The organism is Ruegeria sp. CJ6 (assembly GCF_056536665.1).
Map to the genome: position 1 here is coordinate 487,952 of NZ_JBQFQB010000003.1, position 15,946 is coordinate 503,897.

Annotated in this window: 15 protein-coding genes; 10 read left to right on the forward strand and 5 right to left on the reverse strand. The window is 57.1% G+C overall.

Annotation, left to right across the window (positions count from 1 at the left end; translation table 11 throughout):
• Positions 1-6: 6 nt before the first annotated feature.
• The 3 genes from ACR0BT_RS12075 to ACR0BT_RS12085 form a co-directional block, all read right to left on the reverse strand.
• Entirely contained in the window at positions 7-1,155 is a 1,149-nt protein-coding gene (locus tag ACR0BT_RS12075) for a carbohydrate ABC transporter permease (RefSeq protein WP_480762202.1), read from the reverse strand.
• A 12-nt stretch (positions 1,156-1,167) separates the two neighbouring features.
• Positions 1,168-2,175 carry a carbohydrate ABC transporter permease gene (locus ACR0BT_RS12080; protein WP_170402173.1) on the reverse strand — a complete coding sequence of 336 codons (1,008 nt, stop codon included), beginning with the start codon at positions 2,173-2,175 and terminating at the stop codon, positions 1,168-1,170.
• A gap of 65 nt (positions 2,176-2,240) precedes the next feature.
• The gene (locus ACR0BT_RS12085) at positions 2,241-3,596 is read right to left on the reverse strand and encodes an ABC transporter substrate-binding protein (RefSeq protein WP_170402176.1); all 1,356 of its coding nucleotides are present in this window, start codon (positions 3,594-3,596) and stop codon (positions 2,241-2,243) included.
• A 214-nt stretch (positions 3,597-3,810) separates the two neighbouring features.
• Here ACR0BT_RS12085 and ACR0BT_RS12090 point away from each other — a divergent pair, with 214 nt between their 5' ends.
• Both ACR0BT_RS12090 and ACR0BT_RS12095 read left to right on the forward strand, forming a co-directional pair.
• Complete coding sequence (locus ACR0BT_RS12090) at positions 3,811-4,842, forward strand: LacI family DNA-binding transcriptional regulator (protein ID WP_480763221.1); 1,032 nt, start codon at positions 3,811-3,813, stop codon at positions 4,840-4,842.
• Between the two features lies 1 nt (position 4,843).
• Entirely contained in the window at positions 4,844-6,163 is a 1,320-nt protein-coding gene (locus tag ACR0BT_RS12095) for a GH1 family beta-glucosidase (RefSeq protein WP_480562484.1), read from the forward strand.
• A gap of 34 nt (positions 6,164-6,197) precedes the next feature.
• On the opposite strand, the gene ACR0BT_RS12100 is transcribed toward ACR0BT_RS12095, so the two are convergent.
• On the reverse strand, positions 6,198-6,737 hold the full coding sequence (locus ACR0BT_RS12100; protein WP_480763223.1) for a ZrgA family zinc uptake protein: 540 nt from the start codon (positions 6,735-6,737) through the stop codon (positions 6,198-6,200).
• A 231-nt stretch (positions 6,738-6,968) separates the two neighbouring features.
• Here ACR0BT_RS12100 and ACR0BT_RS12105 point away from each other — a divergent pair, with 231 nt between their 5' ends.
• Positions 6,969-8,237, forward strand: coding sequence for an imelysin family protein (locus ACR0BT_RS12105; protein WP_480763224.1), 1,269 nt, complete (start codon positions 6,969-6,971; stop codon positions 8,235-8,237).
• An 89-nt stretch (positions 8,238-8,326) separates the two neighbouring features.
• On the opposite strand, the gene ACR0BT_RS12110 is transcribed toward ACR0BT_RS12105, so the two are convergent.
• Positions 8,327-8,476 carry a hypothetical protein gene (locus tag ACR0BT_RS12110; RefSeq protein WP_255612159.1) on the reverse strand — a complete coding sequence of 50 codons (150 nt, stop codon included), beginning with the start codon at positions 8,474-8,476 and terminating at the stop codon, positions 8,327-8,329.
• On the opposite strand from ACR0BT_RS12110, the gene ACR0BT_RS12115 reads away from it, so the two are divergent.
• From ACR0BT_RS12115 to ACR0BT_RS12145, 7 genes are all read left to right on the forward strand, one after another.
• Positions 8,426-8,659, forward strand: a complete 234-nt coding sequence (locus ACR0BT_RS12115) for a (2Fe-2S)-binding protein (protein ID WP_480763246.1) — start codon at positions 8,426-8,428, stop codon at positions 8,657-8,659. The genes ACR0BT_RS12110 and ACR0BT_RS12115 overlap by 51 nt on opposite strands.
• Positions 8,607-9,092, forward strand: a complete 486-nt coding sequence (gene bfr / locus ACR0BT_RS12120; RefSeq protein WP_170392566.1) for a bacterioferritin — start codon at positions 8,607-8,609, stop codon at positions 9,090-9,092. Before ACR0BT_RS12115 ends, bfr begins: the two co-directional genes overlap by 53 nt.
• A 16-nt stretch (positions 9,093-9,108) precedes the next feature.
• Positions 9,109-10,599, forward strand: a complete 1,491-nt coding sequence (locus tag ACR0BT_RS12125) for a di-heme oxidoreductase family protein (RefSeq protein ID WP_480763225.1) — start codon at positions 9,109-9,111, stop codon at positions 10,597-10,599.
• 3 nt (positions 10,600-10,602) lie between these two features.
• Complete coding sequence (locus ACR0BT_RS12130; protein WP_480763226.1) at positions 10,603-11,613, forward strand: imelysin family protein; 1,011 nt, start codon at positions 10,603-10,605, stop codon at positions 11,611-11,613.
• A 3-nt stretch (positions 11,614-11,616) separates the two neighbouring features.
• On the forward strand, positions 11,617-12,702 hold the full coding sequence (locus ACR0BT_RS12135) for a DUF1513 domain-containing protein (protein WP_480763227.1): 1,086 nt from the start codon (positions 11,617-11,619) through the stop codon (positions 12,700-12,702).
• 102 nt (positions 12,703-12,804) lie between these two features.
• A complete protein-coding gene (gene speA / locus ACR0BT_RS12140; RefSeq protein WP_170392570.1) occupies positions 12,805-14,694 on the forward strand; it encodes a biosynthetic arginine decarboxylase in 1,890 nt (629 codons plus the stop codon).
• Positions 14,695-14,716: 22 nt separating this feature from the next.
• On the forward strand, positions 14,717-15,928 hold the full coding sequence (locus ACR0BT_RS12145) for a saccharopine dehydrogenase family protein (RefSeq protein WP_480763228.1): 1,212 nt from the start codon (positions 14,717-14,719) through the stop codon (positions 15,926-15,928).
• Positions 15,929-15,946 lie beyond the last annotated feature (18 nt).

A 15,946-nucleotide genomic window follows, 5' to 3' on the forward strand; every position in this document is an offset into this window, starting at 1 on the left:
ACGCCCTTATTTTACGGAACCGGCCAGCAAGCCGCGAACCAGATATTTCTGCATTGCAAAGAAGACTGCCAACGGCACCGCGATTGAGACAAACGCCGCCGTGGCCAAGATTTCCCAGTTACCGCCCCGCGTACCCAGCAGTTCGACGATACGGTTGGTCATTACCGTTGTCTGGCCGCTAGCATCGATCAGGAAGACTTTGGCAACCAACAGATCGTTCCATGTCCAAAGGAACTGGAAGATCGCAAAGGATGCCAGTGCCGGAAAGCTAAGCGGCAGGATCAACTTGGTAAAAATCTGAAACTCGGTTGCGCCATCTACCCGGGCGTTCTCAATCAGGTCACGAGGCAGCCCGGCCATGTAGTTACGCAATAGGTAGATCGCCAATGGCATCCCGAACCCGGTATGGGCCATCCAGACCCCCAGGTATCCTTTGCCGATCCCGATATTGAGATGCAGTTTCAGCAACGGGATCAGCGCCAGCTGCAATGGCACCACCAATAGGCCAACCACCGCAGCGATCAGCAGGGCACGCCCCGGGAAATCCATCCATGCCAGCGCGTAAGCCGCAAATGCTGCGACAAGAATCGGGATAATCGTCGCCGGGATCGTCACCGTCAGGGTATTGAAGAACGCCTTGCCCATACTGTCGGAACTGCTTTCGTTGAAGAGAACATGGGCATAGTTTTCCAAGGTGAATTCAGGCGGCAGAGTAGTCGTCACAAACACGCGAGGGCCGCGCTTGCCCGAAAACTCTTCTGCGTTTTCCATCCGATAGTCACCGTTGGCCTGAACCGTGATCGTCCCGCCACGACGAAGCTCAGCCGTTTCGCCCGGAGCAAAGGCATCAATCGCACGGGAATTCACACCCCATCGCGAAATGTCCGAGGCCCGATCACCATCGAAGATATTGCCTTCGATCACATAGAGACCATCCTGCAAAACTTGCGTTTCAGGTGTCGCCGCGCGCAGAGTCAGGTTTTGTTCCGACGGGAAGAGCGCCCGCCACCAGCCGCTGCTGGAAATCTGGTCCGCTGTTCTGAATGACGAGATCAACAAACCGAGTGTTGGGAAAACCCAAAGCACCACAAGCAGCACGACCGAGGCGTGAACGACCCATCTTAGGGCTGGGCGGGTTCCTGCAATATCGCTCATAACCCCGTCCTCCTACTGCATTTCTTTGCGCGCATTGCGCACGTTCCAGATCAGGATCGGCGTCACCAGCAACATGATCACCATGGCGGATGCCGATCCCACGCCCCAGTCATTGGCGCGGAACATCTTGTCGTACATGTAATTGGCCAGAACCTGCGTCTCCCACTGGCCGTTGGTCATCGCAAAAACGATGTCAAAGACCTTGAGGACCACGATGGTGATGGTGGTCCAGACCACCATGATCGTGGTTTTGATCTGCGGCACTTTGATCTTGAAGAAAATCTGGAACGGATTGGCCCCGTCCAGAATGGCGGCCTCGATGGTCTCTTCCGGGATGCCGCGCAGCGCGGCGGACAGAATGACCATCGCAAAGCCGGTTTGTATCCAGACCAGCACGATCATCAGGAAGAAATTGTTCCAGAAAGGCAGGGTCAGCCAGGTGTGCGTTTCGGTTCCACCAAAGAAGATGTAGATCGCGTTCAGGACGCCGATCTGATCCTGATCGGCCGGACGTGCATCATAGACCAGTTTCCAGATTACCGAGGCGCCAACGAAAGAAATCGCCATCGGCATAAAGATCAGCGACTTGGCGACGTTACCCCAGCGGATGCGATCCGTTAGCTGCGCCACGAGCAGGCCAAATGCGGTGGACATGGCAGGTACAACAATCAGCCAAAGCATGTTGTTGCGCATCGCCTCCCAGAATTTCGGCTCGGCTACCATCTGGGTATAGTTGTCAAAACCCGCCCATTCATATCCACCACCGGCGACCCGATCAGTCAGCGATAGGCGCAGCGTCTCAAACACCGGATAGGCAAGATAGACCCCAAGGGCGAGGATCGCGGGAAGCAGAAACAGCCAGGGCCGGATCATATTCGCGCGGTTGATATTGCGACCCGCGTTCGGTCCACGCGCAGGGAACAGGACTTTATCCAGAAATTGGTTGGACAGGTAGAAATAGCCCACGCATCCCGACACACCGATTACGATTGTTAGCAGGCCCTGAATTGCCGGATTCATGGCGTCCTCTCCCTTGCTAGGGTTTCGGGCAACCTGATTGAAAGGTTGCCCGAAGGTTCAGCGGATTACTTGATTGCGTCCCAAGATGACTGGATTTCGCCGGTGACTTCTTCGGCGGATTTCCCGCCAGTATAGTCAACCATGCCGGTCCAGAACGTACCCGCACCCACGGCGCCCGGCATTAGGTCCGAGCCGTCGAAGCGGAAGGTGGTCGCGCCCAGTAGAATGTCACCCAGACCGCGCAGAGTATCATCCTTATAGGCTTCGGTGTTCACGCCCTTATGCGGGGTCAGGAATCCGGTTTGTGCCATCATGACTTCATGTGCAATCGGCTGCTTGAGGAACTCCATGAACGCGCTGGTCGCATCCGATGGATTGCTTACCGCCATCAGAGTACCGCCACCCAGAACCGGGTTACCCAAGTCCTTGTCTGCGAAAGACGGCATGTAAAAGAAATCTGCATCCAGGCCGAACTCGACATCTTCGGGGAAGAAGGCCGGAACGAAAGACGCCTGACGGTGCATGTAGCACTGGGGCGGCGATGAGAACATACCCTTGGGACTGTCGCGGAAGTCAGTCGAGGCGACAGCATCTGACCCACCCGAGACCTTGGCGTCATCACGCGCGAACCAGCCAAACTCTTCGATTGCGGCGATAACGCGCGGATCGTCAAACGGAATCTCGTTTGTCACCCACTGGTCGTAAACCTCGGGCGGCTGAGTCCGCAGCATCATGTCTTCAACCCAGTCGGTCGCGGGCCAACCGGTGGCGGCACCCGATCCCAGGCCAATGCACCACGGGGTTTCGCCATCGGCGACGATCTGCTCGGTCAGGGCCTTCAGTTCTTCCATTGTCGTCGGCACTTCGTATCCGGCATCCTCGAAGTTTTCCGGGTTATACCAGACCAGAGACTTGACGTTCACATTGTAGAAGAAGCCATACATCTGGTCATTGCCGTCAGCGTCTTTGTAAGTGCCAAGATCAACCCAGGAATCGCCAGCCGCATAATTATCACCAACCCAGGCCGCCATATCTTCACCCAGCGGCGTCAGCTGCCCTTTGGATGCCATTATCGCCGCCAGACCAGGTTGCGGGAAGACCGCTATATTGGGGGCTGATCCTGCCTCGGCATCGATAACGATCTGCTGCTCGAAACTGTCGGAACCGGTATAGATCACATCTGCGCCAGTCGCCTCTTCGAAATAGGCAATCATGTTGTTGAAGTAACCGTCCTCCGGGGTCAGCCACGGACCAAAAATCGTGACCGTCTGACCGCTCAGATCCGGGGCGCTTTCGGCCCAGGCATTATAGCTGTCCCAGTTGAACGGCCCCTCGCCCGGCGCGAAGACCAAATCTTGTGCTTGGACCGACCCGGCCAGCAGAGCGATCGCCGCCGCACCCGAATAAAGTGCGTGTCTCATGAGTTCTCCTCCCAATATTTTCGGCGCAAACGAGATTCGTTTTCAAAGCGCTTTGGATGCCGTACTTTATCCGCTAACATTCAGACCCTGTCAATATCTCGCCTACTAACACCTAAAAAACTGCCATTCTAAGACATTCTCTCGAAACATGTTGACTGAGCCAGGTTTTCACAACAAAACAAATGGGCATCAATTTGAAGGCGCTTTGAGTAAAATGAACCTAAAGCAACTCTCTGAGATCCTCGGCCTTTCACAAACAACCGTCAGCCGCGCGCTGAACGGTTACCCGGAGGTCAGCGAAGGGACGCGCATCCGGGTTCAGGCTGCTGCGAACAAGCATGGTTACCGCCCCAACAGCCGCGCCAAGGGGCTGGCGACAGGGCGGTCTATGGTCATCGGCCATGTGATTCCCACCTCGTCCCGGCACGAAATGGTCAATCCGATTTTCGGAGATTTTGTGGCAGGCGCAGCCAAAACCTATGCGGCGAACAATTATGACATGATGTTCACGCACGCGCCGGACACATCAATTGAAGAATCCTATCGCAGCCTGTTCAATCGGGGCGTCGTAGACGGCGTGGTCCTGCAAGGCCCCAAGGTACGAGAGCCGCGCATCTCGGTGTTATCGCGCCTCGGCGTACCCTTCATTGTTCATGGCCGGTCGACCTACGCCAAAGAGCCATATGATTGGATCGATGTGAACAATCAGCGTTCATTCGAACGCGCTACTCGGTTTTTGATCGATCTGGGCCATCGGCGCATCGCGTTAATCAACGGACTCGAGGAAATGGATTTCGCGCGTCGGCGGAGGAACGGCTATCTGGCGGCGCTCAAAGAAACCGGGATCTCGCTTGATCCACACCTGCTGCGCAGCGCCGAGATGACCGAGATTTATGGGCATCAGACAGCCTGCGACATGCTGAAGCTCGACGACCCGCCAACAGCAATTTTGGCCTCTTCGATTATCTCTGCGGTTGGAGTCCGGCGCGCACTGGAAGAAAGCGGTCTGAAAATGGGGCGCGATATCTCGGTGATCGCTCATGATGACGAGTTGTCATACATGCGCAATGGTATGGATGTTCCAATTTTCACCGCAACGCGCTCGTCGGTCAGACACGCGGGCGAGGTGGCTGCCGAAATGCTGATCGAGCGGATCAACGCTCCGGATGACCCACCCAAAACGCGCTTGCTGGAGGCTGAACTTGTCGTCGGCAGCTCGACGGGGCCAGCCCCACAAAGGATGTGAGATGAAGTACAAACGCGCAGATTTCCCGCCAGATTTTCAGTTTGGCGTGGCGACGTCGGCCTATCAGATCGAGGGACACGCCAATGGGGGCGCAGGCAAGACCCATTGGGACAGTTTCGCCGCAACTCCAGGTAACGTCACCAATGCGGAAAACGGAGATTTGGCCTGCGATCACTATAACCGGTTCGAACAGGATCTGGATCTGATCCGGGGCGCAGGCTTCGACTGTTACCGTTTTTCAACCAGTTGGGCGCGCGTGCTGCCCGAAGGACGCGGACCGATCAATCAGCAAGGCTTGGATTTCTATGATCGCCTGACCGATGCGCTGCTTGAACGCAGCATCAAACCTTGCGCAACGCTGTATCACTGGGAACTCCCGTCACCGCTCGCCGATCTGGGCGGTTGGCGAAACCGGGATATCGCGAATTGGTTTGCAGACTTCACCGAGATCATCATGGGCCGCATCGGCGATCGGATGTTCAGCGTCGCACCTGTCAACGAGCCTTGGTGCGTAAGCTGGCTGAGCCATTTCGAAGGCCAACATGCCCCCGGCTTGCGCGACATCCGGGCGACCGCGCGCGCGATGCACCACGTGCTGCTGGCCCATGGTCGCGCAATCGAAGCCATGCGTGGATTGGGCATGTCGAACCTTGGCGCAGTGTTCAACCTTGAATGGGCGGAACCTGCTGACGACAGCGATGAGGCACAGACTGCGGCGGCGCTTTACGACGGGATTTACAACCGCTTTTTCCTGGGCGGCGCATTTAAGAAATCCTACCCTCAGAATGTTCTGGAAGGATTGGAGCCGCATCTGCCGGACAAGTGGCAGGATGATTTCGACACAATCGCGTCGCCGGTCGATTGGTGTGGGCTCAATTACTATACGCGCAAGTTGATAACGCGCGCAGATACGCCTTGGCCTTCCTTAACCGACGTCCCTGGCCCCTTGCTAAAAACGCAAATGGGGTGGGAAATTGATCCGGCAGCCCTGTCCCGTTTCCTGATCCGGACCGCGCAAGAGTATACTGGGGACCTGCCTATCTACGTGACCGAAAATGGCATGGCGAGCGCAGAACGTCAAAACGACGCTGACAGAATTGACTACTTGAACCAGCATCTTGCCGAAGTGTGTAATGCCCTGGACCACGGCGTTCCGATCAAGGGATATTTCATCTGGTCCCTTCTCGACAATTACGAGTGGGCGCTGGGATATGAAAAACGGTTCGGGCTGGTCGATGTAGATTTTGAGACGCTGGAAAGAAGGCCAAAGGATTCCTACCGCGCGTTGCAGGCCGCATTGGTCCGGGATCAGTCTGGTTGACCGTCAAGCTTTGCTACTGCGGGCACACGCCGGTTCAGTTTGGCACCTTCAAATGTGGCGTTTGGCGTTCCACCGTAAGGTTCTGTGTGGCCGAGGATGACGTCAGCTCAACAAACAAGCGCTCGGCGCGCGCAAACCGTTCGAAATAGGTGAACTGAATTGAATTCACTAACGACGGCTCCTGACACTGCACCAGATAATCGGCCTGAAATTCGGTGTGATGCACGGCATTATCGCTGACTTGCCCCTCATCCTGAACGAAGACATCACCAACAAGCGCGACATTGGCCGTTGTAGTCACGCACCCCGCTTCAGGCGGCACCTCAAAGATCGCAAGCGGTTTAGAAAGGTCCGAGATTGCGACGGCAACATCCGCCCTCTCATCTTTGTTCTCGGCAGTGTGTTCGAACCCAACAATATCTACGCCTGGCACTTCAAGCGTCAGGCTAAATCCGGTTTCAACGAATGAAATTGCCATATGACCCGCGCCATGAGTATGCGCTTCGATGGCGGTCTCTGCCTGCGCCATCAGCGCGGCTGGTATTAGCGCAAGAACAACGGCCGCGCGTTTCATTCTGTTCACCATTAACCAAACAAACCGTAGGGCATTTTAATACAATTGCGCCTCAGCGCAATGTTCGCCGGGTGCATCGGGCTCCCCAGATATGGTTAGTCAGAAATAGGAATAATATCTGACAATAAAACTCAGGTTGACATTGCTGACTATTTCACTAAGAAATTGCCGCATCCAGCCCCGCTGTGCCTGCCGGGGTCCGAATCCCGCTAAGAAAGAAAAGTGTTCCACATGACCAGATTGTTCAACGCGGCCAGTGCCCTGACCTTGTGTATCGCAAGTACAGCTGTCGCCGAGGCCCCGTCCAAAGCCGATGTTCTGACCACATATTCCAATATCGCCGAAGCCAAATATGACGACAGTCTGATTGCAGCAAAGAAACTGCAAGCTGCCGTCAACGCCCTCATTGCTGACCCGTCCGATGCCACTCTGAACACAGCCCGTGCCGCATGGATCGCCGCGCGCGTGCCGTATCAGCAGACCGAGGTTTATCGCTTTGGCAACGCCATCGTCGACGATTGGGAAGGCAAGGTGAACGCATGGCCTCTGGACGAGGGCATGATAGATTATGTGGATTCCTCCTACGGAGGCCCCAGCGATGAGAACGAGTTTGCGGCGCTGAACGTCATCGCCAACCCCAGCTTTGATCTGTCTGGCGAGACCATCGACGCAAGCGAAATCACCCCTGCCCTGCTGTCGGATACGCTGCACGAGGCTGACGGGATCGAGGCGAACGTCGCCACCGGCTATCACGCCATCGAATTCCTGCTGTGGGGTCAGGACCTGAACGGCCACGGCACGGGCGCAGGAAGTCGTCCTTATACCGATTATCTAGTTGGTGACGGCTGTACAGGTGGCAACTGCGATCGCCGCGCCCAGTATCTGAAAGCGGCAACCGATCTGCTGATCAGTGATCTGGAATGGATGACTGCCCAGTGGACCGAAGATGGTGACGCACGTGCCGCTCTTGCCGCAAATGAAACTGCTGGCGTTAGTGCGATCCTAACCGGCATGGGTTCGCTGTCCTACGGCGAGCAGGCGGGTGAGCGTATGCGCCTCGGCCTGATGTTGAACGACCCCGAGGAAGAGCAGGACTGCTTCTCGGACAACACCCACAACAGCCATTACTATGACGGCCTGGGCATCCAGAATGTGTATTTGGGCAGCTATACCCGCATCGATGGCACGCCTGTTTCGGGTGCATCCCTATCGGATCTGGTGACCGCAGCCGATCCGACGCTTGATACAGAGATGAAAGCCAAGCTGGCCAACACCATGCTGGCGCTAGGCCGTATCAAATCAACCGCCGAAGCGGGTTTTGCGTATGACCAGATGCTGGAACGCGGCAATGAAGGTGGCGAAGCGCTGATTATGGGTGGCGTCAATGGACTGGTCGATCAAACCAAGACCATCGAACGCATCGTGACCGTGCTGGAGCTTGACCAGATCGATTTCGAAGGCTCGGACAGCTTGGATAACCCTGACGCGGTATTCCAATAGGTATCATGGCCGGGCGCATTTTTAGTGCTCTCGGCCTTTCTCAACATCGAGTGTGGCGTCTTGGCACTGGACGCGCCCTCAATAACCTACTATTTCACTAGGAAATAGCATACCCCGACTGAGTCGCCATGATCGTTTGCCAATGCACCAACATCTCTGACCACGACATCCGAGCGGCGATCGATTGGATGCGCACGGCAGACCCACAGACCATCATCACTCCCGGCAAGATCTATCATGCCCTTGGCAAGTCAGCGGATTGCGGCGGATGTATGCCGCTTTTCCTAGACACAATGCGCGCAGACGATAATCTTAAAGTCCCCATGCAGCTTCGGTCGTTTCGATCCGAAGTATCACAGGAGAAAGCACATGAAGGGCGATCCCAAGGTCATAGAATACCTCAACAAATCACTGCGGCATGAACTGACGGCGGTCAGCCAGTACTGGCTACATTACCGCCTGCAAGAGGATTGGGGGCTTGGCCATATGGCCAAGAAAAGCCGTGAGGAATCCATCGAGGAGATGGGCCATGCAGACAAGCTGATCGAGCGGATCATCTTTCTGGAGGGCCACCCCAACCTGCAGAAACTTGACCCACTCCGCATCGGGCAGACCCCGAAAGAAACACTGGAATGCGATCTAGCCGCCGAACAAGACGCGCGGGCGCTTTATGTCGAAGCGCGGGAATACTGCCGCGAGGCCGGCGACTATGTGTCCATGGGCCTGTTCGAAGAATTAATCAGCGACGAAGAAGGACATATCGACTTCCTCGAAACGCAGCTCGACCTTTATGAAAGGATTGGCGAAGCCAATTATGCGCAACTTAACGCATCCAAGATGGACGAAGGCGAGTAAGCTTGCCCTTGCATCGGTGGCCGCACTCACGGCCACCTCTTCCCAAGCCACCGAGCTGCGGGACTCTCATCTAAATTTCCTTCCAAGAACTGCCGAAGAACGCGCCCGGATCGACGCTGTCACAGCTACGCCGGATGACTTCAGTGTGCCGCAGCGGTTCGAAGAACTGTCCGCTGGTGCTGCGACCGTGCGGGCGCGCACTGATGCGGACGCGTTTTCTCAGCCCTCCGCCAATTTAAGCTTCGAACAGGAGCTGGACTTCAAAGTCGGCAACGGGTTGTTCAAAAAGATCTGGGTCTCGTCTCCGTCGTCCACTCTGGCTTCGGACGGTTTGGGTCCGCTATACAACGCCCGCTCGTGTCAGCGCTGTCACATCAAGGACGGGCGCGGTCATACGCCTAACGGCCCGGATGACAATGCCGTCTCGATGTTCCTGAGAGTTTCGGTTCCCGGCAAGCCAGAGGGCGCGCCTGCCGAGATCGAAGACTATATCGCCACCCTGCCTGATCCGAGTTATGGCACTCAACTGCAGGATTTCGCTCTGGCAGGCCATCCCGCAGAATATCGGCTGGACATCACGTATGAGGAAGTCCCCGTCGCGCTGTCCGACGGCGAAACGGCTTCGCTCCGCCGCCCCAACTATAAGGCCGCCGATTTAGGCTATGGCCCGTTGAACCCGGACGCGATGCTTAGCCCTCGAGTTGCGCCGCAGATGATTGGACTGGGGTTGCTGGAATCAATTCCGGTTGAGGACTTGCTGGCCAAAGCCGATCCTGATGACGAAGATGGCGATGGTATCTCGGGCCGTCCGAACATCGTATGGTCGACGGAATTCGGCGAACCAATGATGGGCCGCTTTGGTCACAAGGCCGGGATGCCCACGGTGATGGAGCAATCGGCGGCGGCCTTCGCAGGTGATATCGGCATATCAAGTCCGCTTTACCCCGCGCCGTACGGCGATTGCACCGAATTGCAGGCCAACTGCATTGATGCACCGCACGGAGACAATGATGCGCGGGGATTCGAGATTGACGCAATTGGCATGGACCTCGTCGCCTTCTACAGCCGCAATCTCGGTGTTCCGGCGCGCCGAGACACCGATGACCCTGAAGTGCTGCGCGGGAAAGAAGTGTTTCTTGCCTCGGGCTGCGCATCCTGCCACACGCCTGCTTATGTCACCCACAGGATGCCCGATAGGCCCGAACAGAGCTTCCAGCTTATCTGGCCCTATACCGACCTGCTGTTGCACGACATGGGCGAGGGTCTGGCCGATAACCGCCCCGAGGCCCGCGCAACGGGCCGCGAATGGCGCACGCCGCCTTTGTGGGGCATCGGCCTGACCCAGCGCGTCTCAGGCCACACCCAATTCCTGCACGATGGTCGCGCGCGATCCCTGCTTGAAGCCATCCTTTGGCATGGTGGCGAGGCGCAGGCCGCCCGTGACACGGTTGTTTCAATGCCAAAAGCCGACCGCGACGCTCTGATCCGCTTTCTTGGGAGCCTCTGACCCATGCGTAGCCTTACTTTCGCCGCCGCCCTGCTGGTGCCCTTGGGCGCCTTTGCTCAGGATCGAGCTCCGATTTTGATGGATGTGACCGAAACGCATATTCTGCCACGCTTTGCAGAGCTGGCTGATGCAACTGGAGCTTTGTCGACCACAGCCCAAACAGATTGTGAACCGGTGTCAGACGACCTGCGCGCTGATTACGCCACGGCATTCGATAGCTGGATTTCGGCCAGCCATTTACGTTTTGGGCCGTCCGAGGCTGACGATCTCGCCTTTGCGCTGGCTTTCTGGCCAGATACCAAAGGGTTCACGCCCAAAACCTTGTCCCGACACATCGCCAGTGAAGACACTGCCGTCGACGACCCCGATGCCTTTGCCGAAACCTCAATCGCCGGGCGCGGCTTTTTTGCATTGGAACGAATGCTCTTTGATCCAGCGATGACAGAACAAGGAAGCGCCGACTATCGTTGCGCGCTTATCCGCGCCATCACCACTGATATCAACCGAAATGCCGTCGCAATCAACACGGACTGGCAAAGCTACGCACCACGACTGACGCAGCCGGGGGACAACAGCCCCTATCGCACGGGCGATGAGGCAATGCAGGAGCTGTTCAAGGCGCTTACAACGGGGCTAGAGTTCACAGCCGACACACGCATTGGACGCCCTTTAGGAACGTTCGAGCGTCCGCGCCCGAACCGTGCTGAAGCGCGGCGGTCCAAGCGGTCGTTGCATCATGTCACGCTGTCTCTGATCGCCCTGCGTGACTTGGCCGCCCGTCTGTCCTTTGACCACCCCGAGATTGCTGCAGATCTGGATGCCGGTTTCGCGCGGGCCATCGACCGGGCTCAATCACTGGACGACCCCGCCCTGGCCGGTGTTGCGACACCGCAAGGTCGCGTCCGCATCGAAGCGCTGCAGCAATCGATCAACGATATTCGCGAGATCGCCGCGACCGAGCTTGGCCCGACGCTCGGCATCAGCGCCGGATTCAACTCACTGGATGGGGATTGACCATTGACGAGCCGCCGCGAATTTCTTGCAGGCCTTGGTGCCGCCAGTCTTGCTTCGGTGCCGGGCTGGGCGTCCGTCGGCGCGCCCCGCTATCTGGCCGCTGCCTTATTCCCAGATGGTAGCTACCGCCTGTCCGGCCTGGATAACTCGGGCGCAATTTTGTTCGCTATACCGCTACCCGCGCGCGGGCACGCCGCCGCGGCCCATCCGTTCAAAGCCCAAGCGGTCGCGTTTGCGCGCCGCCCCGGGACCTTTGCAATTGTAATTGATTGTAAAGACGGCTCTGTCCTAAAGCGGCTGGAGGCACCCAATGGCCGCCACTTCTACGGGCATGGTGCATTCTCGGCTGATGGAACACAGTTTTTCACAACCGAAAACGACTATGAGGCCGCAGAAGGTGTGGTTGGCGTCTGGGACGCGATCAGCTTCGCACGGCTGGGAGAGTTCTCGTCAGGTGGGATAGGCCCCCACGACATGCGCTTGCTGCCCGGTGGCGACATACTGGTCATCGCCAATGGCGGCATCGAGACACACCCCGACAGCGGTCGGACCAAGCTAAATCTGCCAACGATGCAGCCCAACCTGAGCTATCTCGACATTTCGGGTTCGATATTGGAGCAAGTAGAGCTACCCCGCGCGCTGCACAAAAGCTCGATCCGCCATCTTGCGGTGCGTGACGATGGTCTAGTGGGTTTTGCAATGCAATGGCAAGGCAGCCAGACCAAGTACCCTGCCCTTCTGGGGCTTCACCGAAGGGGCGAAAAGCCTCGCCTTTTGTCAGCGCCCGAAACGCAGCAAAGAGAGTTGCAATGGTATGCTGGCAGCATTGCCTTTTCCACCGATGGCCAATCGGTTGCGATCACCTGTCCGCGAGGCGATGCATTGCACCGTTTCGACGTAAATAGCGGAGCATTCATCGAAGCTTTAGTGTTCGAAGATGTTTGTGGTTTAGGCGCCGGTAAGGCTGGGTTGGCGTTTACCACCGGAACCGGTGCATTTGGCACTCTGACGACCACCGGCGCCGAAATCACCGCGCGGTCGGATTGCCAGTGGGACAACCACCTGATCCCGATCCGTACATACGGCTAGAATTCGGCAGCGAACCCTCTCACAGTTTACACTTGGACGAATCAAACCGCTGCCGTATTGGCAGGCGCTAAACCAGCACACCCAAGTTAAGGACTGATCTGATTGAAACAGACGCCCGACGCACCGCATTCCATCTACGGGGTTGAGAAATGGGGCCATGGCCTCATTGAGGTGACAGAATGGGGCGAGATAGCTCTGCGCAATCCGATGGCCCCCGAAGCCGAGCCAATCAGCCTGCCGGGTATCCTCAGCGATCTGGACGACCGGGGGATCAAAGCCCCGATGGTCTTGCGTGTTGCGTCTTATCTAGAGCATGAAATCGCGCACCTGAACGAGAGCTTTGCCGAGGCAATCGCGCGCGTAAACTATAAGGGCCACTATCGCGGTGTTTTTCCGATCAAGGTGAACCAACAGGCGCAGGTGGTCGACCGGATCGTCGAGTTCGGCAAGAAATACAATTATGGCCTTGAAGCAGGATCAAAACCCGAACTGGTGGTGGCCCTGGCCCATCGCCTGGCCCCCGAAGCGCTGATCGTCTGCAATGGCGTCAAGGATGCTGAATTCATCCAATTGGCGATCCTGTCTCGCAAGATCGGGTTCAACACCGTCATCGTGCTGGAAAGTCCAAAAGAGGCCAATACCGTCATCGAGGTCTATAACCAACTGGGGATCGAGCCCCTAATAGGCGTTCGGGTCAAATTGACCAATCAGATCAGCGGCAAATGGGAAGAAAGTTCCGGCGACCGTTCCGCCTTTGGAATGAACACCGACCAGCTTGTTGCCACCGTGGACAAGCTGAAAGCGGCGGGATTGCTGCACTGCCTCAAGCTGCAACATTCGCATCTGGGTTCACAGGTGCAAGACGTTAACGATGTGCGCCGCGCTGTTGGCGAGGCATGCCGGTATTACACCGAACTCTCGCGTGAAGGTGTACCACTCAGCTATCTGGATCTCGGCGGCGGCATGGGGGTGGATTACACGGGCGAAAAAAAGGCCGCGGAAAACTCGATCAACTACACGGTCGAGGAATATTGCGCCAACGTAGTCGAAACCGTGGCTTACGCCATGGACGAGGCTGAAATCGACCACCCCACACTGATCACCGAAAGCGGCCGTGCGGTGGTTGCGACGTCGTCCATGCTGGTCTTCAACGTGTTGGAAAGCACACTCTACGACGCCCCGGACGGACCAATGGCCGAGCCCGATGACCACCACATGGTTTCGGACCTCGCCGCAGTACACGGCTATCTCAGCAAGGATCGGCTGCAGGAATGCTGGAACGACGCAACCTTCTATCGCAATGAATTGCGCGCGCTTTTCAGACGCGGGTATGTCGACCTGCGCCAGATGGCCCGGGCCGAGCGCATCTACCTGTCCCTTATGGCCCGTCTCAAGGCCTTAGCGGCAAGTGATGATCTGGACACGGAAGTGGATGACCAGCTTGAGAAGGTCGCAGACATCTACCATTGCAACTTCTCGCTGTTCCAATCCCTCCCCGATGTCTGGGCCATCGACCAATTACACCCGATCGTGCCGCTGCAAAGCTTGAATGAAACACCAGACCGCCGCGCGGTCCTGTCCGACATCACCTGCGATAGCGACGGAAAGATCGACCGATTCATTTTGGCCGACGGCGTGTCCCCCAGCCTGCCAGTGCATTCGCTGCCCGAAGAAGGCGAGTATTTCATGGGCGTCTTCTTCGTTGGCGCCTATCAGGAAACACTTGGCGACCTGCACAATCTGTTCGGCGACACCAATGTCGTCACCATCGACCTGCGCACCGACGGTGGCTTCGACTTGCTGCATGAACAAGAGGGCGACACAATTTCTCAAGTCTTGTCTTATGTGGAATTCGACCCGCAAGACTGTGTCGCCGCGTTCCGCAAAATGGTGGACGAGGCGATTTCGACCGGTACTCTGCAAGCCAAGGACCGAAAAACCCTGATGAGCGCCTATCGCGACTCGATCAACGGCTACACCTATTACGAATAACCCCTTGAGAGGAGACTATCCCATGGGCAAAACACTGGTTGTCGGCGCGGGCGGCGTGTCGCACGCAGCCGTGCACAAAATGGCGATGAATTCGGACATCTTTACCGAGATCACGCTGGCCAGCCGCACGAAATCGAAATGCGACGCCATCGCAGCGGCCGTTAAGGACCGCGTCGGTGTGGACATCGCGACTGCCGAGTTGGACGCCTACAAGGTTGAAGACACAGTCAAACTGATCAAAGAAACGGGTGCAGAAATCCTCGTAAACCTGGCCCTGCCGTATCAGGATCTGGTTCTGATGGACGCGTGTCTTGAGGCCGGCATCCACTATCTCGACACCGCGAACTATGAGCCCGAGGACGAGGCCAAGTTCGAATACCACTGGCAATGGGCCTATCAAGAACGGTTCAAAGAGGCTGGTTTGACTGCCATCCTCGGCTCGGGCTTCGATCCGGGTGTTACATCCGTCTTCGCCAAATGGCTGAAGAAGCACAAGTTGGATACGATCCGTCAGATCGATGTGTTGGACGCGAATGGCGGCAGCAACGATCAAGAATTCGCCACCAACTTCAACCCGGAAATCAACCTGCGCGAAGTGCTGGCCGAGGTGCGCCATTGGGAAAACGGCGCATGGCAGCACAGCCCGGCGATGACCCACAAGGTCGAGTTCGACTTCCCCGCCATCGGCCCCAAGAACATGTACCTGATGTATCACGAGGAACTGGAGTCGCTCAGCACCCATTTCCCCGAGATTGAGCGCGCCCGCTTCTGGATGACCTTCGGTGACGCCTACATCACCCACGCCAAGGTGCTGGAAAACGTCGGTATGACTCGCATTGACCCGGTGATGCATGACGGCAAGGAAATCATCCCGATTCAGTTCCTGAAAACCCTGCTGCCCGATCCCGGCGATCTGGGCGCGGAGACCAAGGGCAAAGCCTGCATCGGTGACATCGCCACAGGTCAGGCCAAGGACGGCTCGGGCGAAAAGACCTATTATATCTACAACATCTGCGATCACGAGGAATGCTATGCCGAGGTCGGCAGCCAAGCCGTCAGCTACACCACCGGCGTCCCCGCCATGATCGGTGCGGCGCAGGTGCTTAAAGGCAATTGGCGCGAACCGGGCGTGTGGAACATGGAACAGCTCGACCCGGACGACTTCATGGACATGCTGAACACCCACGGCCTGCCGTGGCAGGTCCACGAACTCGACAGCCCCGTCGATTTCTGATCCGCATCAGCTTCATCT

Excerpts from the sequence above, each read along its gene's own strand:
- ACR0BT_RS12085 (WP_170402176.1), bottom strand. The coding sequence starts at position 3,596 with ATGAGACACGCACTTTATTCGGGTGCGGCGGCGATCGCTCTGCTGGCC.
- ACR0BT_RS12110 (WP_255612159.1), bottom strand. The coding sequence starts at position 8,476 with ATGATAGATCTTGCCGGGAGTGATGATGGTCTGTGGGTCTGCCGTGCG.
- ACR0BT_RS12145 (WP_480763228.1), top strand. The coding sequence starts at position 14,717 with ATGGGCAAAACACTGGTTGTCGGCGCGGGCGGCGTGTCGCACGCAGCC.
- ACR0BT_RS12115 (WP_480763246.1), top strand. The coding sequence starts at position 8,426 with ATGCGCACGGCAGACCCACAGACCATCATCACTCCCGGCAAGATCTAT.
- ACR0BT_RS12075 (WP_480762202.1), bottom strand. The coding sequence starts at position 1,155 with ATGAGCGATATTGCAGGAACCCGCCCAGCCCTAAGATGGGTCGTTCAC.
- ACR0BT_RS12095 (WP_480562484.1), top strand. The coding sequence starts at position 4,844 with ATGAAGTACAAACGCGCAGATTTCCCGCCAGATTTTCAGTTTGGCGTG.
- ACR0BT_RS12130 (WP_480763226.1), top strand. The coding sequence starts at position 10,603 with ATGCGTAGCCTTACTTTCGCCGCCGCCCTGCTGGTGCCCTTGGGCGCC.
- ACR0BT_RS12090 (WP_480763221.1), top strand. The coding sequence starts at position 3,811 with ATGAACCTAAAGCAACTCTCTGAGATCCTCGGCCTTTCACAAACAACC.
- ACR0BT_RS12100 (WP_480763223.1), bottom strand. The coding sequence starts at position 6,737 with ATGAAACGCGCGGCCGTTGTTCTTGCGCTAATACCAGCCGCGCTGATG.
- ACR0BT_RS12080 (WP_170402173.1), bottom strand. The coding sequence starts at position 2,175 with ATGAATCCGGCAATTCAGGGCCTGCTAACAATCGTAATCGGTGTGTCG.
- ACR0BT_RS12105 (WP_480763224.1), top strand. The coding sequence starts at position 6,969 with ATGACCAGATTGTTCAACGCGGCCAGTGCCCTGACCTTGTGTATCGCA.
- bfr (WP_170392566.1), top strand. The coding sequence starts at position 8,607 with ATGAAGGGCGATCCCAAGGTCATAGAATACCTCAACAAATCACTGCGG.